This window comes from Halomonas getboli (genome assembly GCF_023094245.1).
In the GTDB taxonomy this organism is placed as follows: domain Bacteria; phylum Pseudomonadota; class Gammaproteobacteria; order Pseudomonadales; family Halomonadaceae; genus Halomonas; species Halomonas getboli.
This window is the reverse complement of sequence record NZ_JALMEW010000001.1, coordinates 598,558-616,801: the sequence shown is the minus strand read 5'-3', so window position 1 is coordinate 616,801 and position 18,244 is coordinate 598,558. Positions and strand designations below refer to the sequence as shown.

The 18,244-nt window shown below is 66.9% G+C and carries 18 protein-coding genes; 10 read left to right on the top strand and 8 right to left on the bottom strand.

Annotated elements, in window-relative coordinates; genetic code table 11:
* The first annotated feature begins 251 nt into the window (after positions 1 to 251).
* The 5 genes from MYL53_RS03040 to MYL53_RS03020 all read left to right on the top strand — a co-directional run bounded on the left by MYL53_RS03040 (position 252) and on the right by MYL53_RS03020 (position 4,995).
* A complete protein-coding gene (locus tag MYL53_RS03040) occupies positions 252 to 650 on the top strand; it encodes a hypothetical protein (protein ID WP_247851948.1) in 399 nt (132 codons plus the stop codon).
* A gap of 65 nt (positions 651 to 715) precedes the next feature.
* On the top strand, positions 716 to 1,327 hold the full coding sequence (locus MYL53_RS03035; protein WP_247851947.1) for a YjbF family lipoprotein: 612 nt from the start codon (positions 716 to 718) through the stop codon (positions 1,325 to 1,327).
* An 88-nt stretch (positions 1,328 to 1,415) separates the two neighbouring features.
* Positions 1,416 to 2,174, top strand: a complete 759-nt coding sequence (locus MYL53_RS03030) for a capsule biosynthesis GfcC family protein (RefSeq protein ID WP_247851946.1) — start codon at positions 1,416 to 1,418, stop codon at positions 2,172 to 2,174.
* Positions 2,162 to 4,261 (top strand): YjbH domain-containing protein, encoded by a 2,100-nt coding sequence (locus tag MYL53_RS03025; RefSeq protein ID WP_247851945.1) that lies wholly within the window; start codon positions 2,162 to 2,164, stop codon positions 4,259 to 4,261. The genes MYL53_RS03030 and MYL53_RS03025 overlap by 13 nt, the downstream gene beginning before the upstream one ends.
* 104 nt (positions 4,262 to 4,365) lie before the next feature.
* Positions 4,366 to 4,995 carry a transposase gene (locus MYL53_RS03020; protein ID WP_247851944.1) on the top strand — a complete coding sequence of 210 codons (630 nt, stop codon included), beginning with the start codon at positions 4,366 to 4,368 and terminating at the stop codon, positions 4,993 to 4,995.
* A 62-nt stretch (positions 4,996 to 5,057) separates the two neighbouring features.
* Here the strand turns inward: MYL53_RS03020 and MYL53_RS03015 are convergent, their stop codons facing one another.
* The gene (locus MYL53_RS03015; RefSeq protein WP_247851943.1) at positions 5,058 to 5,507 is read right to left on the bottom strand and encodes a low molecular weight protein-tyrosine-phosphatase; all 450 of its coding nucleotides are present in this window, start codon (positions 5,505 to 5,507) and stop codon (positions 5,058 to 5,060) included.
* A 266-nt stretch (positions 5,508 to 5,773) separates the two neighbouring features.
* Positions 5,774 to 6,190: a pilin gene (locus MYL53_RS03010; protein ID WP_282103361.1), complete on the bottom strand. Its 417-nt coding sequence runs from the start codon at positions 6,188 to 6,190 to the stop codon at positions 5,774 to 5,776.
* Positions 6,191 to 6,519: 329 nt separating this feature from the next.
* Here MYL53_RS03010 and pilB point away from each other — a divergent pair, with 329 nt between their 5' ends.
* Together pilB and MYL53_RS03000 are read left to right on the top strand one after the other, a co-directional pair.
* A complete protein-coding gene (gene pilB / locus MYL53_RS03005) occupies positions 6,520 to 8,313 on the top strand; it encodes a type IV-A pilus assembly ATPase PilB (protein ID WP_425591730.1) in 1,794 nt (597 codons plus the stop codon).
* A 92-nt stretch (positions 8,314 to 8,405) separates the two neighbouring features.
* Entirely contained in the window at positions 8,406 to 9,638 is a 1,233-nt protein-coding gene (locus MYL53_RS03000) for a type II secretion system F family protein (protein ID WP_282103360.1), read from the top strand.
* Positions 9,639 to 9,810: 172 nt separating this feature from the next.
* Here the strand turns inward: MYL53_RS03000 and MYL53_RS02995 are convergent, their stop codons facing one another.
* Positions 9,811 to 10,455 carry a TetR/AcrR family transcriptional regulator gene (locus MYL53_RS02995; RefSeq protein WP_247851942.1) on the bottom strand — a complete coding sequence of 215 codons (645 nt, stop codon included), beginning with the start codon at positions 10,453 to 10,455 and terminating at the stop codon, positions 9,811 to 9,813.
* A 245-nt stretch (positions 10,456 to 10,700) separates the two neighbouring features.
* Between MYL53_RS02995 and lexA the strand changes: the two genes are divergently transcribed.
* Positions 10,701 to 11,360 (top strand): transcriptional repressor LexA, encoded by a 660-nt coding sequence (gene lexA / locus MYL53_RS02990; RefSeq protein ID WP_247851941.1) that lies wholly within the window; start codon positions 10,701 to 10,703, stop codon positions 11,358 to 11,360.
* 152 nt (positions 11,361 to 11,512) lie between these two features.
* Complete coding sequence (gene dinB, locus MYL53_RS02985) at positions 11,513 to 12,568, top strand: DNA polymerase IV (protein WP_247852372.1); 1,056 nt, start codon at positions 11,513 to 11,515, stop codon at positions 12,566 to 12,568.
* A 135-nt stretch (positions 12,569 to 12,703) separates the two neighbouring features.
* Here dinB and MYL53_RS02980 read toward each other — a convergent pair whose 3' ends face one another.
* Together MYL53_RS02980 and purU are read right to left on the bottom strand one after the other, a co-directional pair.
* Positions 12,704 to 13,042, bottom strand: a complete 339-nt coding sequence (locus MYL53_RS02980; RefSeq protein WP_247851940.1) for a hypothetical protein — start codon at positions 13,040 to 13,042, stop codon at positions 12,704 to 12,706.
* Positions 13,043 to 13,265: 223 nt separating this feature from the next.
* The gene (gene purU, locus MYL53_RS02975; RefSeq protein ID WP_247851939.1) at positions 13,266 to 14,120 is read right to left on the bottom strand and encodes a formyltetrahydrofolate deformylase; all 855 of its coding nucleotides are present in this window, start codon (positions 14,118 to 14,120) and stop codon (positions 13,266 to 13,268) included.
* A gap of 360 nt (positions 14,121 to 14,480) precedes the next feature.
* Between purU and MYL53_RS02970 the strand changes: the two genes are divergently transcribed.
* The gene (locus MYL53_RS02970; RefSeq protein WP_247852371.1) at positions 14,481 to 16,073 is read left to right on the top strand and encodes a ribonuclease J; all 1,593 of its coding nucleotides are present in this window, start codon (positions 14,481 to 14,483) and stop codon (positions 16,071 to 16,073) included.
* A 179-nt stretch (positions 16,074 to 16,252) separates the two neighbouring features.
* On the opposite strand, the gene MYL53_RS02965 is transcribed toward MYL53_RS02970, so the two are convergent.
* From MYL53_RS02965 to moaE, 3 genes are all read right to left on the bottom strand, one after another.
* On the bottom strand, positions 16,253 to 16,546 hold the full coding sequence (locus tag MYL53_RS02965; protein ID WP_247851938.1) for an H-NS family histone-like protein: 294 nt from the start codon (positions 16,544 to 16,546) through the stop codon (positions 16,253 to 16,255).
* 232 nt (positions 16,547 to 16,778) lie between these two features.
* A complete protein-coding gene (gene moaA / locus MYL53_RS02960; RefSeq protein WP_247851937.1) occupies positions 16,779 to 17,783 on the bottom strand; it encodes a GTP 3',8-cyclase MoaA in 1,005 nt (334 codons plus the stop codon).
* Positions 17,780 to 18,241, bottom strand: coding sequence for a molybdopterin synthase catalytic subunit MoaE (gene moaE / locus MYL53_RS02955; RefSeq protein WP_247851936.1), 462 nt, complete (start codon positions 18,239 to 18,241; stop codon positions 17,780 to 17,782). The genes moaA and moaE overlap by 4 nt, the downstream gene beginning before the upstream one ends.
* Between the last annotated feature and the right edge of the window lie 3 nt (positions 18,242 to 18,244).

The following is an 18,244-nucleotide window of genomic DNA, read 5'->3' as shown; positions in this document are numbered from 1 at the left end:
GACCTCTCGATGACTTCACCAGCCTTAGCCCAGACGGGAGCATTCATGTATGAGATCACTCATCTCCGTGTAAGAGATCGCCTACAATTCATGCAAATCGGCATAGTGTCATCACCACGACATCAGCCTTCGATCGAATAACGCCACAGAGAGATGCTTGTTACGCGTCTATCCGTCTATTCACCGTCAGCCAAAAGCATTAGCATATCGCGTAAGAAACACGACGATCACAGACGCAAGGGAGATTCAAGATGCTCAAGAAAGGACTGGCTTATCTCGCCATCGCAGGCATGGCGGCCTCCCCGCTGGCCATGGCCCAGACCGAAGGCGGTGCAGGCGCAGGCGGCGGCGGTAGCGCCGGTGCAGGTGCGGGCACGACGGGTGCCAATGCGGGTGCCGGCGCAGGCGGTGCAGCTGGAGCCGGTGGTGGCGCGGGCGCAGGCGCTGGTGCAGCCGGCGCTGGCGCTGCAGCCGGCGGTGCTGCCGCTGGCGGCCTGGCCGCCGCAACTGGCCTCTCCACCGCCGCCCTCACCGGGCTGGCCGTGGCCGGCACCGTGGCCGTGGGCGCCGGCGTGGCCGCGGCATCAAGCGGTGGCGACGGCGACAGCAGCGGTACCACGGGTACCACCGGCACCACCGGTACTCGCTAAGCGCCATGATCCCTCGAGCGGTATATGGCCGATCACGAGGCCGCCTGCGGGCGGCCTCGTCTTGTGTGGCACTGGGTGCCGCACTCGCCCTGCTGAGCGGCTGCGCCAGTTCCGGCAGCACGCCCCTTGGCGCCTCGCTGGACGCCATCCTCTTCGGCGGCGATACCGGCGCCCAGGCCGCAGCGGTGCCCTATGCCTCCCTCGATGCTCGCCTCGGCGACATCCAGGGACTATGGGTGATGGGCGCCCAGGCCGGCGATATCACTTACTGGCCCGGCCGCAACGGCGTGGTGCTGGAACTCGAACAGGGCGGCCTGCAGGCCTTCCAGGGGCTGGACACTCAGCTGCTTGGTACCCGATACCGTCCCGCGCCGCCCTGGCGTCAGGCGTCGCCCTCGCCGGTGACCGTCACGCGCCAGGTGCAGAACGCTGACGGCGACATACAGCGCTTCCAGGCAGAGGGCACGCCGCACTGCGCCCCTGCCCGGATCACCGAACTGCCGCTGGGCAAGCGCGCCCTCGAGGCCTGCCACCTCGAGTGGCACTGGGCGAGTGGCGACATCACCACCGCGACCTACTGGCGCGATCCCGCCACGCACCGCCTGTGGGCCAGCGCCGAGACCCCCTGGCCGGACGGCCCCGACGTCTCGTGGCGCGTCGCTCGCCACTGGTGGTAAGCCCGATATGAACCGCCCTATGACCACTGCTTCTTGCGCGCGTTTTCTCATCCTCCTGCCGCCTCGTTGGCGGTCCTTCAGGTCTCTCTTGCTGGGGAGCGCTCTGCTCGCCGCGTCGCTGGCGTCGAACCCGGCTGCCCTGGCTCAGCCCCACGACACGGCTCAGCCCGCCGAGCCTGCGACCCTGATCGATGCCTGGCTGGGCTGGCAGCAGCAGCGCCAGGCCGCCGAGCAGCCGGCCCTCGACTGGACCTACAGCTTCGCCCTGCGCCACGCCGATGCCAACCAGCTGGCCAGCCGCCGCGCACGCCTGATCGCTGAGATCGACAGCCTCGGCCCGATACTCAGGGCCGACGGCCAGCAGCGACTGCCTGATGCCCTGGTCCGTTGGTCGCGCCGTCTACACGACATGCCCGCCCTGCCGGCCCGCAGCGCCGAGCCGCTGGGGCTGCTCACGCTGGCCGGCCATCTGCGCCAGAACCCGCCGATGCGCGACATCGAGACCCTCGGCACCTGCCGCGCCCCGCGCTGGGTGGAAACCTGGACCCTGGCCGGCGTGCAGCGCCGCGACTGGCGCCCGGGCATGACCGTCGGCAGCCTGCTCGACCGCCTACCGGCATCCGCGACCGGCAGCCTGGACACGATCAGCGTCATCACCCCGCGCGGCGCCACGCGCACGCTCGGCATCACCGCCTGGAACCGCCAGGATGCCCCCCTGGCACCCGGCGCCCGGCTCGCCGTACGGCTGCCCGAGCATTCCCAGGAAGCCCACATCATCAATCGCGAACTGGCCGCCTTCCTGGCGAGCCGACTGCCCGGCGACGACTGCACCCTATGGCCAAACTGATCTTTGGGGTCAGACCCCTTAATTCGCTTTGGGGTCTGACCCCGCTGCTGCTTGTCTCCCACACCGCCGTGGCCCACAACCTGGGCACCGGCCAGAGTGATTTCGGCGGCGTGGGCCTGATGCAGACGCCAACGGCGCGGATGAATGACGTCGGCAACTTCGCCGCCAGCTGGAGCCGTACCGAGCCCTACCGACGCTTCACCGTCTTCGCCCAGCCGCTCGACTGGATAGAGATCGGCTTTCGCTACGTCTCGGTGGAAAACCGGCGCTATGGCGAAGAGATCGCCGGCGATCGCGACTACCTCGATAAAGGCATCGACGCCAAGTTTCGCCTGCGAGAGGAAAGCCGCTACGGGCCCGAGCTGGCCCTGGGGCTGCGAGACGCCGGCGGCACCACCCAGTTCGGCTCCGAGTATCTGGTCGCGAGCAAGCGCTGGAACTCGCTCGACTTCAGCCTGGGGCTGGGCTGGGGCTATCTGGGCAGCGCCAGTGACGTCGACTCGCCGCTGGGCTGGATCGACCAGCGCTTCGACGATCGGCCCGATAACGCCGGCGGCGACCAGGGCGGCGAGTTCGCCCTGAGCCAGCTGTTCCGCGGCCCCATGGCGATGTTCGGCGGCGTCGAGTACCAGACGCCCTGGGACCCGCTGATCCTGCAGCTCGAATACGAGGGCAACGACTACGCTCACGAGCCCCAGGACAACGACCAGCCTCAGGACTCGCGCTTCAACCTCGGCGCACGCCTGCGACTCGGCGACAACGTCGAGCTGCGCGGCGGCTGGGAGCGTGGCAACACGGCCATGGTCGGGCTGAGCTTCTCTACCAACCTGGCGGGACTGGCCCAGGTCAAGCGCGATCCCCCGCCCCGGGCGCTGAACGCTCCCGCCGATCCCGACTGGGCCAGCACCGCCCAGTCGCTTCGCCGCAATGCCGGCATCCGCGTCGACGAGATCCGCCGCGACGGCAACGACCTGACCGTGACCGGCGAGCCCACGACCTACCGCGCGCTCAGCCAGAGCGAGGGCCGCGCCAACCGTATCCTCAGCGCCAAGGCCGACGACGACGTCGACACCTTCCACTACCGCTGGCAGCGCCGCGGCCTGGCCCTGCGCGAGGACGTGCACGATCGCGACGCCTTCGAGGCCGCCGTCCAGAGCGCCTCGGCCGACACCGCCTACCGCTATGGCATCTATTCCCATGCCAGGCTGGACGCCCCCAGGGGCGAGTCGCTCTACGAAGGCGACGCCCAGCGCGCGTCCTGGCGCGTCGGCCCCTCCATCGAGCAGAACTTCGGCGGCCCGGACGGCTATCTCTACCGCCTCTCCGCCTACGCCTCGGGCGAATACGCCACCGATCGCAACGGCTGGTTCTCGGGCAGCCTGACCGGCACCCTGGCCGACAACCTCGACAAGTACGAGTACATCGCCGACTCCGACCTGCCGCGGGTGCGCACCTACATCGGCGACTATCTCTCCGAGGCCGACCTCGGCATCAGCAGCCTGCAGTACACCCGCACCGGCAAGCTCGGCGACGACCTCTACGCCATGGGCTACGGCGGCCTGCTGGAGATGATGTACGCCGGCGCCGGCGGCGAAGTGCTGTATCGGCCGTTCGATGCCGGCTGGGCCCTGGGGCTGGACCTCAACTGGGTGCGTCAGCGCGACTTCGACCAGCAGTTCGGCCTGCGCGACTACGAGACCTGGACCGGCCACGCCACCGCCTACGTCGACACCGGCTACGAGGACATCCTCGCCAAGCTGAGCGTCGGCCGTTACCTGGCCGGCGACTACGGCGCCACCGTCGACCTCTCCCGCGAATTCGACAACGGCGTGCGCATCGGCGCCTGGACCACCTTCACCGACGCCGGCGACAGCTACGGCGAGGGTAGCTTCGACAAGGCCTTCTACGTCACCGTCCCGCTCGACGCCTTCTTCGTGCGCTCCAGCCGCAGCCGCGCCACCATCGCCTGGCAGCCGCTCACCCGCGACGGCGGCGCCCGCCTCAACCGCCGCTACGCGCTCTACCCCATCACCGAGGAACGCGACCTCGGCCGCTACTGGGAGGAGTACGACAAGACCTGGGACTAATCTTCCCTTGGGGTCAGACCCCTCAGCCCGCTTAGGGGTCTGACCCCAAAGCGGGCTGAGGCCACTATACTGTGTGCCATCTCCATAGCATCGGAGGGTGCGCCATGGCCCGCCCCACCAGGCTGCTGCTGCCCGAAACGCCCGTGCACGTGATCCAGCGCGGCAACAATCGCGGCGCCTGCTTCGTCCATCGCCGCGATGCCACGCACTATCTTGCCATGCTCGACGAGGCCCGCCAGATCTGCGAGGTGGCGATCCACGCCTATGTGCTGATGACCAATCACGTACACCTGCTGGCCACGCCGCGCGGCGATCCCGATGGCATCAGCACCATGATGAAGGGGCTCGGCCAGCGCTACGTGCAGTACTTCAACCGCCGCCACGAGCGCACCGGCGGCCTGTTCGAGGGGCGCTACCGTTCCTGCCTGGTGGCCGAGCCTCGCTACCTCTTCGCCTGCTACCGCTATATCGAGCTCAACCCCGTGCGGGCCGGGATGGTGGAAAGCCCGGGCGAGTACCGCTGGTCCAGCTTCGCCGCCAACGCCCTGGGCCGACACGACCCGCTGATCACTGCCCACGCCGCCTACGACGACCTCGCCCGACGGCCCGAACTGCGCTGCGAACGCTACCGCCAGCTGTTCGACACCGATCTGCCCAACGGCCTGATCGACGAGATCCGCCGGCAGACCCACCGGGGCAAGCCCTTAGGCCAATTGAGGGGTCAGACCCCTTAGTCAGCTGTGGGGTCAGACCCCTCAATTGGCTTAGGGGTCTGACCCCAAACTTGGATGAGGGCTTAGAGCCTGTCCGCCCAGGCCGCGGTGGCGGCTTTGAGCAGCCGATGCGTCTGCTCGAAGGCGTCGCGGCTCTGGCGATAGGGATCGGGAATCTCCATGCCCTGCCCCTCGAGCGAGCCCCCGTCAAGCCAGCGGCCGAGCAGCAGGGTCTTGCCCAGGGCGGCCGGGGCCAGCTCGCCGACGGCGCGGCGCTGGCCCTCGCTCATCACCAGGATCAGCTCGGCGCGGCTCAGCATCGCGGGCGTGACCTGCCGTGCCCGGTGCGCGCCGACGTCGAGGCCGTCGGCCTCGGCCAGTTCGCGGGCCGTAGGCTCGACGCCCTGGCCCACCAGCGCCCCCAGCCCCGCGGAGGCGATATCCCGGTCCGGCAGCGCCGCCCGCAGCATCGCCGCCGCCACCGGGCTGCGGCAGATATTGCCGGTGCAGATCACGAGCAGGTGCTGGAACATCGGCGGTGGCTCCTTGGATCGGGCCCCAAAACGCAAGAGACGGGCGCGTCAGCGTCCAACGCCTAGATTAGCCGGCACCGGGTCATCTGCGCCTCTATCCTCACCTTCGCGGTGTGCGATTCGCCGCGCTATATCGCACCAGGCCCGACCGCCAACCAAAAAGTGATAGAAAGGCAACCCAAAAGAAAACGGCCGGCATAAGCCGACCGTCTCCGTTACTTTAATTGGGGTCTGTCCCCGATTGTTCTTTGAATTCCTACGGGTGGTTAAGGAGCTGAGTGAGTGCAGTTATCTAAGCCATCGTAATTCGATGTATATGCGCAAGTCCAACCTGAACTATCTGTTTGCGTAAGAGTCAAGGTAGCCGCATTGTCACCAGTGCCTTTAACAGACTCAATCTCAACACCTGTTGAGCCATCTGCTGCGGCAGCAGTAATTGTCAAAGAACCACCAGCTGAATAGCCTTCGACATCATCAGGGATAGTCCCATCATCAATCTGGGCGGCCTCAACAGCAGTTTTGAAACCCGAGGCTTCCTGATAAGCAGCAGTCGCGTTTGATCTTGCTACATAGTCCATATACTGAGGAATAGCTATAGCCGCCAAGATACCGATGATCGCGATCACCACCAACAGCTCGATCAGGGTAAAGCCGCCCTGAGCGCGCCGCATGCCCTTCTTCATGCCCTGTGTCTTCATCTCGTTTACCCCTTGCCTGTCGTGTCTGGCGCGGGCCGCTGATGGCCTCGCGCACGGCGACGCCCCCGCCGCCCTGTCGATTACATTAAGTTACAACCCGCAAAGCTGCAAGGTCGTCATGCATCCTCTGGCTAACGTATCGGCTTTTGCTCATGCGTTCCCGCCATGCGCCAGGTCAGGCCCAGGGTTGAAAGGCCGTTCACCGCCTATGGCCGCTGCCCCGGCGAAGGGACTAGAATCGCCACTAAGCCCTCTTTACGACGCCGGCCCGCCGTCGCCCTCGCCATTCGGGCCAGGCCGGCCCCAGGAGCTCCATGAACGACTATCGCCCTCCCGCCCCCGAACGCCCGCCCGCCAGCCGCTCGCTCGACGAGCCGGCGCCCGCCGCCGGCCGCCGCCACGGCATGCGTGGCCTGGCCCGCCGGCTGGTGACCGACGGCCTGTTGGCCGAGGCCGCGGCCCAGCGCGCCGAGCAGGAGGCCCGCGAGGCCGAGACGTCGCTGCTCGAGCACGTCATCACCGCCGGGCTGGTGCCGGCCCGCCAGGCCACGCTCAGCGCGGCCTGGGAATACGGCCTGCCGATCATCGATCTGGACGCCCTGCGCCTGGAGAGCCTGCCGGACGCCGCCGACTACCCCGGCCAGCTGCTGCGCAAGCTCGGCGTGCTGCCGCTGCTCCAGCGCGGGCATCGCCTCACGGTGGGCGTGCCCTACCCCAGCTCCCTGGCCCAGCTCGACGAGCTGCAGTTCGCCACCGGCCTCACCCTGGAAGGCGTGCTGGCCCCGGTCGACCAGCTCGGCCCAGTGCTCGAGGCCTATCTCTCGCGCAGCGAAGGGTCGATGCTCGACGATCTGAAAAGCGTCGACGATGCCGTAGGCGAGCTGCAGTACGACGAGGGCGTGGTCGACGCCAGCGACGAGCAGCAGGCGGTGGCCAACGCCGGCGACGACGCGCCGATCGTCAAGTTCGTCAACAAGATCCTGCTCGACGCCATCCGCCGCGGCGCCTCGGACATCCACTTCGAGCCCTACGAGACCAGCTATCGGGTACGCTTTCGCATCGACGGCATCCTGCACGACGTGGCCCATCCGCCCTTCGCCATGCGCAGCCGCATCGCCGCGCGCCTCAAGGTGATGGCCCGGCTGGATATCTCCGAGCGCCGTCTGCCCCAGGACGGCGCCATCAAGCTCAAGATCTCCTCGACCCGCTCGATCGACTTCCGCGTCAACTCGCTGCCCACCGTCTACGGCGAGAAGCTGGTGCTGCGTATCCTCGACCCGAGCTCGGCGCAGCTCGGCATCGAGCAGCTCGGCTTCACGCCGGAGCAGCGCGCCATCTACGAGGGCGTGCTGGACCATCCCCAGGGCATGATCCTGGTCACGGGCCCCACCGGCAGCGGCAAGACGGTGACGCTCTACACCGGCATCAACATCCTCAACGAGATCGAGCGCAACATCTGCACCGCCGAGGACCCGGTGGAGATCAAGGTGCCGGGGGTCAACCAGGTCAACGTGCTGCCGCGTATCGGGCTCGACTTCGCCAGCGCCCTGCGCGCCTTCCTGCGCCAGGACCCGGACGTGGTGATGGTCGGCGAGATCCGCGACCTGGAGACCGCCGAGATCGCCGTCAAGGCCTCCCAGACCGGCCACCTGGTACTCTCCACCGTGCACACCAACTCCGCGGCGGAAACGCTCACCCGCCTGGCCAACATGGGCGTGGCGCCGTTCAATATCGCCAGCTCGGTGAGCCTGATCATCGCCCAGCGCCTGGCCCGGCGGCTGTGCCCGCAGTGCAAGCAGCCGGCCGACATTCCGCGCGAGGCGCTGCTGGCCCAGGGCTTCAGCGAGGAAGAGGTCGAGGGCGCCACCATCTACGAGCCGGTGGGCTGCCAGCACTGCACCCAGGGCTTCAAGGGCCGCGTCGGCATCTACGAGGTGGTGCCGATCAGCCAGGCCATGAGTCAGCTGATCATGACCAACGGCAACGCCATGGACTTCGACGAACAGGCGCGCAAGGAAGGCCACCCGGACCTGCGCCGCAGCGGCCTGCTCAAGGTCATGCAGGGCATGACCAGCCTGGCCGAGGTCAATCGGGTGACGAAAGATTAAAAGAGTGAGGCGCAAGGAGAGAGGCGTGAGGAGGCACACCGCACCTCACTCCTCACTCCCGGCGCCTTACCGAACGCAGCGGGGAACACACCATGGCTACCGCCACCATGCGCAACGCCCAGAAACTCAAGCTCTATCGCTGGCAGTGGTCCGGCAAGGGCCCGCAGGGCCGCAAGGTCAGCGGCGAGATCATCGCCAAGAGCCGCGTCGAGGTCGAGAGAGAGCTCTCGGGCCAGAACATCATCGTCAAGAACATCCGCCGCAAGAGCGGGCTCGGCGGCGGCATGGGCAAGGTCAAGCCGCGCGACATCATGCTGTTCGCCCGCCAGATGGCGACCATGATCCGCGCCGGCGTGCCGGCCCTCCAGGCCTTCCAGGTGGTGGCCGAGAGCATGAAGAAGCCGGCCATGCGCGGCCTGGTGCAGGAGCTGATGAACGAGGTCGCCGCCGGCGCCAGCTTCTCCGAGGCGCTAAAGCGCCATCCGCTCTACTTCGACCGGCTGTTCTGCAACCTGGTGGAGGCCGGCGAGCAGTCCGGCTCGCTGGACCGCATGCTCGAGCGGGTGGCCACCTACAAGGAGAAGGTGGAGTCGCTCAAGGGCCGGGTGAAGAAGGCGCTGTGGTATCCCGCCGCGGTGATCGCGGTGGGCATCGGCGTGACGGCGATCCTGCTGATCAAGGTGGTGCCACAGTTCGAGAGCCTGTTCCACGGCTTCGGCGCCGAGCTGCCGGCGATGACGCGCATGACCATCCACCTCTCCGAGCTGGCCCAGCAGTACTGGCTGTGGGCGCTGGGCGCGGTGGTGGCCGCCATCTTCTTCATCCGCGCCGGCATCAAGCGCTCCGAAGCCTTCGCCTACCGCATGCACGCCCTGTCGCTGCGCATCCCGGTGATCGGCGACATCCTCGACAAGTCCTGCGTGGCGCGCTATTCGCGCACCCTGGCCACCACCTTCGGCGCCGGCGTGCCGCTGGTGGAAGCGCTGGAGACCGCCGCCGGCGCCTCGGGCAACAAGGTCTACGAGCGCGCGGTGGAGCAGATCCGCGACGACGTCGCCACCGGCCAGCAGCTGCACTTCGCCATGCGCCTGACCGAGCAGTTCCCGGCGCTGGCGGTGCAGATGGTCGGCATCGGCGAGGAAGCCGGCGCCCTCGACGCCATGCTCAACCGCGTGGCGGACTACTACGAGGAAGAGGTCGACAACAAGGTCGACGCCCTCACCTCGCTGCTCGAACCCTTCATCATCGTGGTGCTCGGCGTGCTCGTCGGCGGCCTGGTGATCTCGATGTATCTGCCGATCTTCGAGCTGGGGAGTGTGATTTAAGGTCAGGGGCGAGGCGTAAGGAGTGAGGAGTGAGGAGATGCCGCAGGGCCAGATCCTTGCCACAGGGGTCAGACCCTTAAGTGCCTTTAGGCGCTCCGCGCCTAAGGGCACTTAAGGGTCTGACCCCAAGCTGGGAGAGAGGGCAATTAAGCGCCTGAACCCAAACTTTCCCTCAGTCCGGCAACGGCGCCTGCATCGCCGCCACCACCACCGGCCGCATCTTCTGCACCAGCTCATGAACGCTGACCCGCTCGCCGTAGTCGTGCTCGGCGATGTCGCGCAGGGCGTCGAGCCCCGAGAGCGTGAAGATCACCGAGCCGAGGATGAAGTGCAGCCGCCAGAAGCGCTCGGCGTCGGGCAGCTCCGGGGTGGCGCGGCGTACCAGCTCGGTGAAGCGGGTAAAGGCCTCGCCGTACTGCGATTGAATGTAGCCGCGCAGATGCCCCTGGGCCTGGCTGTAGGCCAGCCCCAGCAGGCGCATGAACACCTTCAGGCTGTCGCGTTCGGCCGGCACTTCCAGCACCGTGCGGGCCATGGTTTCCAGCAGTTCTTCGAGCGGAATCTCGCTGCCGTCGCGGGCGTGGCGCGCCTCGAGGTCGTCCAGCGCGCGGTGAAAGCGTTCGGTGAAGGGGTCGAGATAGCGGGCGAACACCGCCTGGATCAGCGACTTCTTGGAGCCGAAGTGATAGTTGACCGCGGCCAGGTTCACCTTGGCCTTGCTGGTGATGTTGCGCAGCGACGTCTCGGCGAAGCCTCGCTCGGCGAACAGCACCTCGGCGGTATCGAGAATGCGAGTGACGGTATCGGGCTGGGCCATCGAATCGATCCGGAGTTGTGGGGGCTCGGGCGTAAGGAAACGCATGTTTCAAACTGTTCTTGTGCCATGAGAGTGCAGTGCCCGGCGCGCCGAGGTCAACCATCATACGTTTGAAACGCTTTGCCTCGGCGCACCGAGACGCGCATCGCGGCCGCCCGACAGCGCCTTGGGCAAGGCTTTTACTGGATGGAATTCCATGCTGTATACTTGATCAATAATCGCATCCCATCCGCTCCGGAGGCCGCATGACTCGCCCCCTCACGTCACGCCAGCAGAACGTCTATGACTTCATCGTCAAGACCATGAACGAGCTGGGCTATCCGCCGACCCGAGCGGAGATCTCCCGCGCCCTGGGCTTCAAGTCGCCCAACGCCGCCGAGGAGCACCTGCGCGCCCTGGAACGCAAGGGCGTGATCCGCGTGATCCGCGGCACCTCGCGGGGCATCCGCCTGCCGGCCCAGGAAGCCGAGGCCGGCGACGGCGCGGCCAACGACGAAGCGCCGAGCCAGGGCCTGCCGATCATCGGCGAGGTCGCCGCCGGCAGCCCGATCCTGGCCGCCGAGCATATCGACCGCTACTGCCCGCTGCCGCCGGAATACTTCACCCCGAAGGCCGACTACCTGCTGCGCGTGCGCGGCCTGTCGATGAAGGACGTGGGCATCATGGAGGGCGACCTGCTCGCCGTGCACCGCACCGAGCGCGTGCGCGACGGCCAGATCGTGGTGGCCCGCCTGGAGGATGAGGTGACGGTCAAGCGCTTCCACCGTCAGGGCCATCAGGTGCGCCTCGACGCCGAAAACGCCGACTTCGCCCCCATCGAGGTCGACCTGCGCCACGACGCCTTCGAGATCGAGGGTATCGGCGTGGGTGTCATCCGCGGCGGCAACGGCCAGGCCTTGGGTTGACGCTGGCCGAGCTCGACCATACTGCGTAAAAAATCGGCTCGATATGCTCATTTACCCACTCGTAAACTCGTGCGCGAGCCCGGTCCGCTTCTCGCCGATTTTCACCTTGTCTGGTCTTCGCTCACCAAGCGTCAAACGTGCTATCTGCTGACATGGGTACCCAGCGCAAGATCCTGCACGCCGACTGCGACTGCTTCTACGCCGCGGTCGAGATGCGCGATGATCCCAGCCTGCGCGATATCCCCATCGCCATCGGTCGCTCGCGGGAGCACCGCGGGGTCATCGCCACCTGCAACTATCCGGCCCGAGCCTTCGGCATCCATTCGGCGATGCCCACGGCCCAGGCCCTGCGTCTCTGCCCTCACCTCACCCTGCTGCCCGGCGATTTCGACAAGTACCGCGAGGTCTCGCGGCAGATCCAGGCCGTGTTCTACGAGCTGACGCCGCTGGTGGAGCCGCTGTCGCTGGACGAGGCCTATCTGGACGTCACCGACGTCGAGGGCTTCCAGGGCAGCGCGACCTGGATGGCGCAGTGGATCAAGCGAGAATGCTTCGCGCGCACCGGCATCACCGTCTCGGTGGGCGCCGCGCCGGCCAAGTTCCTGGCCAAGGTGGCCAGCGACTGGGAGAAGCCCGACGGGCTGACGGTGATTCCGCCGGAGCAGGTGGAGGCGTTCGTGGCCCGGCTGCCGGTTGGCAAGCTGCACGGGGTCGGCCCGGCCACCCGGGCGCGGCTGGAGGCGCTGGACGTCGCCACCTGCTCGGACCTGCGCCGCCTGCCCCGGGAGCGACTGCTGGAGGAGTTCGGCAAGTTCGGCCAGCGGCTGTTCGAGCTGGCTCGCGGCATCGACGAACGGCCGGTGAAGGTGGAGCGGGAGCGCAAGTCGGTCAGCGTCGAAAGCACCTTCGACCGCGACCTGCCCGACCTGGCGAGCGCCCAGGAGGCGCTGGCGCCGCTGTGCGACAAGCTGGCCCTGCGCCTGGCCCGCCACGGCGAACCGGCGGTGGCGGGGCTGTTCGTCAAGGTGCGCTTCGATGACTTCAGCCTGACCACGCTCGAGAGCCGCGGCCAGACCATCGACCGCGACAGCTATCAGCGGCTGCTGGAACAGGCCTGGGCTCGCGGCTCACGGCCGGTGCGGCTGCTGGGCGTCGGCGTACGGCTGCAGCCCGAAGCCGCGAGGCAGCAGCTGACGCTGGCGTTTTAGGGCGGCCACGGTTGCCACGGGGTCAGCTCCTTAAGTCCGCTCGGATCCGCCAATTGCCACGGGGTCAGACCCTTAATTCCGCTTTGGAACTCCGTTCCAAAGCGGAATTAAGGGTCTGACCCCAATCTGGGGACCCTACGGCGCCCCCTCCCGATCCACCACCTGCACCTCCTGCAACGACACCCCGTGCCGCAGCGCTTCGCGCACCCGCTCCTCGTGGCTTTCCTTGGCCGAGAGGCGATGAATCACCACGCGCCGGGGCAGAAAGGCCAGCTCGACCAGCAGCATCGATGCCAGAAAGCCCGGCACGACCAGCCACCAGCCGGTGGGGTCGAACGTCAGCGCCAGGCCATAGGTGATGACCGGCATCAGCAGCAGGCCGAACCACAGCTGATGCAGTCCGAGGAAGCGGTTGTGGCGCAGCATCTGGCGGCGAATCAGGCGGGCCGAACGCGCCACGGGGGCAGCCGTCATGGTCATGGCAGATCGAATCGGTGGTAAAGGTAGTCCCCACTATGCCGAAACGTGCGGCCAACGATCGCCCTATCACAGCCGGAAAACACGGCTTAATCATGCTACGGGCTCAGACCCCTAATCGTGCTTTGGAACACGCCACGGGGTCAGACCCTTAAGTCTGCTTTGGAGCTCCGATCCAAAGCAGACTTAAGGGTCTGACCCCAACCTGTACAATCTGCAATCAGGCGAAGACGACGGTCTTGTTGCCGTGCACCAGCACGCGGTCCTCGAGGTGCCAGCGGAGGCCGCGCGCCAGCACGGACTTCTCGACGTCGCGGCCGAAGCGCACCAGGTCGTTGGGCGTGTGGCAGTGGCTCACGCGATGGATGTCCTGCTCGATGATCGGGCCGGCATCCAGCTCCTGGGTGACGTAGTGGCAGGTGGCACCGATCAGCTTCACGCCACGCTGATAGGCCTGATGGTACGGCTTGGCGCCGGCGAAGGACGGCAGGAAGCTGTGGTGGATATTGATCACCCGGCCGGCATAGCGCTCGCACAGGTCCGGCGGCAGGATCTGCATGTAGCGCGCCAGCACGATGCTGTCGGCCCGCGCCTCGTCGACCAGCCGCTGCACCTCACCGAAGGCGGGCGCCTTGTCCTGGGGGTCGACCGGCACATGGTGATAGGGAATGCCGTGCCACTCGACCAGCGAGCGCATGTCGTCGTGGTTGGAGATCACCGCGGCGATGTCGCAGTCGAGTTCCTTGGCCGTCCAGCGATAGAGCAGGTCGACCAGGCAGTGGCTCTCGCGGGACACCATCAGCACCACGCGCTGGCGATGCTGGGTGTCGGTCAGCGACCAGTCCATCTCGAATTCATCGGCGATCGGGGCGAAGGCATCGCGCAGCGTCTCCGCGGACATGCCGATGGAATCGGCCAGGATCACGTAACGCATGAAGAAGCGTCCGGACTCGAGATCGGAGTGCTGGCTGGCCTCGGTGATGGAGCCGCCCTGCCCGGCAATGAAACTGGAAACACGCGAGACGATCCCCAGGCGATCGGGGCAGGAAACCACGAGACGGTAATAGTGTGACATCGAAAGACCGTAGATTGGATGAGTCGAACAGTCGCCCATTGTAGCGAAATCCTGTCCGACGAGTCAGATCAAGATGAATCCACTCTACTGAGGGGGCAGACCCTTCACCTAAATGGCTCAGCCCGCTGTGGGGTCAGACCCTTAACCATCCTTAGGCGCAGAGCGCCTAAGGATGGTTAAGGGTCTGACCCCAATCTATGGGGCATCCAGCCGCGTTGTGAGCTCGCGCCACCATCCCGTATAGTAATCGTCACATTTTCCGTCAGCGTCCCTTCGATGCCACAACCCCGCGTCCAGATTCGTCCCCGTCGCCGCCCGCCCCTGCGTTTCCTGCCTCTCGGCGGCTGCGGCGAGATCGGCATGAACCTCAACCTCTACGGTTACGGCGACAAGGACCAGGCGGAGCACTGGATCGCGGTGGACTGCGGCATGATGATCCGCCAGGACCTGCCCGACAGTCCGCTGCAGGTGCCCGATCTCGCCCCGCTGGGCCCGCTCGGCATCGCCCCCGAGGCACTGATCATCACCCACGGCCACGAGGACCACATCGGTGCGGCCGCCTGGCTGTGGCCGCAGTGGGGCTGCCCGATCTACGCCACGCCGCTGGCCGCGGGCCTGCTGCGTGCCAAGTTCGCCGAGCGCGGGCTATCGCCGTCGGCGATCCACGTCATCGACCCGACCGAGGCGCTGAGCGTCGGCCCCTTCGATCTGCGCTACCTGCCGCTGACTCACTCGATTCCCGAGAGCTGCGCGCTGCTGATCACCGCCGGCTCGCACCGGGTGCTGCATACCGGTGACTGGAAGCTCGACCCCGAGCCGCTGATCGGGCCACCGGTGGACGCCGAGCTCTATCGCGCCCTGGCCCCGGTCGACCTGGTGGTAGGCGATTCCACCAATGCGCCCCTGCCCGGCCACTCGCGCAGCGAAGGCAACGTCGCCAAGGCCCTGGTCAACGCCATCGAGAGCTGCTCGGGGCGCGTGATCGTCAGCTGCTTCGCCAGCAACCTGGCCCGGGTGCTGGCCATCGGCCGCGCCGCCGAGCGCTGCGGTCGCCGCGTCGCGCTGATGGGCCGCTCCATGGAGCGCATGGTCGGCGTGGCCCGCGGCCTCGGCTATCTGGAGGACATGCCGCCGCTGGTGCCGATCTCCGACATGGGCTACCTGCCGCCCGAGGAAGTGCTGGTGATCGCCACCGGCAGCCAGGGCGAGCCCCGCGCGGCGCTGTCGCGTCTGGCCCGGGGCCGGCACCCGCATGTCGAGCTGACCGCCGGCGACAGCGTGATCTTTTCCTCCAAGGCCATCCCCGGCAACGAGCGGCTGATCGAGCGCTTGAAGCGCGGCCTGAGCCATCTCGGCGTGTCACTGCTCGACGAGAGCAACCATGAGGAGCTGCACGCCTCCGGCCACCCGGCCCAGGAGGAACTGGCGACCTTTTACGGCTGGTCGCGCCCGCGCCATCTGCTGCCGGTGCACGGCGAGCCGCGCCATCAGCAGGCGCATCAGGCGCTGGCCCAGTCGCTCGACATCGCCGCGCCGCTGATCCCGCGCAACGGCGACATGATCCGCCTCGACGGCGACGGCCTGCACCTCGAGGCCCGCCACGCCCAGACGCCGCGCATCATTCATCAGGACGAGGTCTCGCGCCTGCCGGGGCTCGGCGGCGGCGAAGCCCGCCACGGCCAGCTTCACCTGGCACTGACGGTGATGGCCACCGACCAGGGCTGGACCCGCATCGGCCGGCTGCTGCTCGACGTCAGCGAAGCCAGCCCGCTGGACGAGGACGCCTTCGTCGACTGGCTCGACGACTGCCTGGACGAGATCCAGGTGGAATCGCTGGCCGACCTGCGCCTCGCCCTGCGTCCGCGCATGCTCGCCTGGTTCGGCGATCACCTGCGGCGCATGCCCGAGATTCATCTGCAGATCCTGGCGGCCGAGGCGGAGGTGTCGGGATAAGGGGAGTCCGAACGCTGCCGGGCCCCCGCTGGAGGCTGCCGGGGTCAGACCCTTAAGTAGGCTTGGGCGCGGAGCGCCAAAGCCTACTTAAGGGTCTGACCCCAAGAGATGCCAAAGAAAACCCCGAAGGCGCAAACCTTCGGGGTTTTCTTTTAGCTCGGCGCTGTTAGCTCGGCGCTTCAAGCCTTGTCGGCCGCCTTCTTCGGCGGGCGTCCGCGCTTGCGCTGCGGCTGTTCGGGGACCAGATCCTCAACGGAAAGGCCGGCTTCGCTGATCTGCTCGCGGATCTCGGCCAGCTTGCGGGCCTTTTCGGCCTCCTCTTCCTGGCGCTGACGCTCCTCGTCGTTCTTCTGCTCGATGACTTCGCCAATCACCTCGGCCAGCTTATGGAGCTGCTCCATGCTGAGTTGACGGGCCGCCGCACGGGCCACGTTCTTGTTGCGAGCGATACGCTCCAGGGTCTGCTCGGACATTGCCCCCTCCAGGTCGATGATGAGTCGACGGCCATCGGCTGGCCGGTATACGAGAAAGTATATGCCGAGCCAGGTTTTTGGCAAGAAAAGCCGACGGGAAATTGCCGAGATTACGCAGTGAAGAAAGGAGCCATGCCGGAGAGAACGGGGCAAGAATTCGGCGTCATTCTCGCGGCGAGACCGGCGGGCGGGCGCGACAATACCCTCATCGCGCCGGCCCGGCGATCGCGCCTTAGCCGCCGGTCATGTTCATGAAACGCACGACCTGAACGTCGCCATCGGTGGTGAAGTGATGGCGCTCGGGCTTGAGCGGCATGGCCGCGACGATGGCGGCCTTGAGCGCCTCGATGTCGCCGGGATGACGACGCAGCACGGCCCGCAGGTCCACCGAGTGCTCGTTGCCGAGACACAGCAACAGCCGCCCTTCCGCGGTCACCCGCACGCGATTGCAGGTGGAGCAGAAGTTGTGGCTGTGCGGCGAGATGAAACCGACCCGGGTATCGCTGTCGCTCATGCGGAAATAGCGAGAAGGCCCGAGCGTGGTTTCGGTGGTCGGGGTCAGCGCATGACGGGCCTCGACCAGCGCCTGCACCTCGTCGCTGGAGCAGAAGGTTTCCTCGCGGCCGTGGTCGGACACGTCGCCCAGCGGCATTTCCTCGATGAAGCTGATATCCAGCCCCTCGCGACGGGCGAAGTCCACCAGGTCGACGACTTCGTCGTCGTTGCGCCCCTTGAGGATGACGGCATTGAGCTTGATGCGCTCGAAGCCGGCGGCCTTGGCGGCGCGAATGCCCTCGATCACCCGCGACAGATCGCCGGTGCGCGTCAGCCGCCGGAAGCGTTCCGGATCCAGGGAATCGATGCTGATATTCAGCCGCGTCAGGCCAGCGTCGCGCAGCTGCCGGGCATACCTGGGCAGACTCGCGCCGTTGGTGGTCATGGCGAAGTCATTGAGCCCCGGCAACGAGCCGATGTCCGCCACCAGGCGATCGATGTCGCGACGCACCAGCGGCTCGCCGCCGGTCAGGCGTACCTTCTCCACGCCGAGCTCGGTAAAGGCGCGCGCCACCATGGCCAGTTCCTCGAGGGTCAGCACCTGCGCTCGGGGCAGGAAGGTCATCTCCTCGCTCATGCAATAGACGCAGCGAAAGTCGCAGCGATCGGTGACCGAGATACGCACATAGCGCACGCGTCGACCGAAGTCGTCGATCAGCTCGTCGGTCGGCTGTTGAGTCATGAGGGCACCTCCCAGCGCTGGGCATCGCGATGATCTTTCTCGCGCTCGGCGACCCAATAGTCACCGCTCGCGGTGTGCTCCTTCTTCCAGAAGGGAGCGCGTGTCTTGAGATAATCCATGATGAAGTCGCAGGCCTCGAAGGCCGCCCGACGATGGGCACTGGCGACCACCACCAGCACGATCGGATCGCCGGGCGCCAGTCGTCCGATGCGATGAATCACCCGCACGCCCTGCAAGGGCCAGCGGGCTTCCGCTTCGTCGACGATAGAGGCCAGCGCCGCTTCGGTCATCCCCGGATAGTGTTCCAGGCTGAGCGCCTGCACCTCGGGGCGTTCGTTGAAGTCGCGCACCAGGCCGGTGAAGCCGACCACGGCGCCGATATCGGTGCGTCCCTCGATCAGCCGGCGCTGTTCTTCGCCGGCGTCGAAGGGCTGTTGTTGTACTCGCACGCGTGACATGAC

Excerpts from the sequence above, each read along its gene's own strand:
- MYL53_RS03040 (WP_247851948.1), top strand. The coding sequence starts at position 252 with ATGCTCAAGAAAGGACTGGCTTATCTCGCCATCGCAGGCATGGCGGCC.
- MYL53_RS03025 (WP_247851945.1), top strand. The coding sequence starts at position 2,162 with ATGGCCAAACTGATCTTTGGGGTCAGACCCCTTAATTCGCTTTGGGGT.
- MYL53_RS03020 (WP_247851944.1), top strand. The coding sequence starts at position 4,366 with ATGGCCCGCCCCACCAGGCTGCTGCTGCCCGAAACGCCCGTGCACGTG.
- MYL53_RS03015 (WP_247851943.1), bottom strand. The coding sequence starts at position 5,507 with ATGTTCCAGCACCTGCTCGTGATCTGCACCGGCAATATCTGCCGCAGC.
- MYL53_RS03010 (WP_282103361.1), bottom strand. The coding sequence starts at position 6,190 with ATGAAGAAGGGCATGCGGCGCGCTCAGGGCGGCTTTACCCTGATCGAG.
- pilB (WP_425591730.1), top strand. The coding sequence starts at position 6,520 with ATGAACGACTATCGCCCTCCCGCCCCCGAACGCCCGCCCGCCAGCCGC.
- MYL53_RS03000 (WP_282103360.1), top strand. The coding sequence starts at position 8,406 with ATGGCTACCGCCACCATGCGCAACGCCCAGAAACTCAAGCTCTATCGC.
- MYL53_RS02995 (WP_247851942.1), bottom strand. The coding sequence starts at position 10,455 with ATGGCCCAGCCCGATACCGTCACTCGCATTCTCGATACCGCCGAGGTG.
- lexA (WP_247851941.1), top strand. The coding sequence starts at position 10,701 with ATGACTCGCCCCCTCACGTCACGCCAGCAGAACGTCTATGACTTCATC.
- dinB (WP_247852372.1), top strand. The coding sequence starts at position 11,513 with ATGGGTACCCAGCGCAAGATCCTGCACGCCGACTGCGACTGCTTCTAC.
- MYL53_RS02980 (WP_247851940.1), bottom strand. The coding sequence starts at position 13,042 with ATGACGGCTGCCCCCGTGGCGCGTTCGGCCCGCCTGATTCGCCGCCAG.
- purU (WP_247851939.1), bottom strand. The coding sequence starts at position 14,120 with ATGTCACACTATTACCGTCTCGTGGTTTCCTGCCCCGATCGCCTGGGG.
- MYL53_RS02970 (WP_247852371.1), top strand. The coding sequence starts at position 14,481 with ATGAACCTCAACCTCTACGGTTACGGCGACAAGGACCAGGCGGAGCAC.
- MYL53_RS02965 (WP_247851938.1), bottom strand. The coding sequence starts at position 16,546 with ATGTCCGAGCAGACCCTGGAGCGTATCGCTCGCAACAAGAACGTGGCC.
- moaA (WP_247851937.1), bottom strand. The coding sequence starts at position 17,783 with ATGACTCAACAGCCGACCGACGAGCTGATCGACGACTTCGGTCGACGC.
- moaE (WP_247851936.1), bottom strand. The coding sequence starts at position 18,241 with ATGTCACGCGTGCGAGTACAACAACAGCCCTTCGACGCCGGCGAAGAA.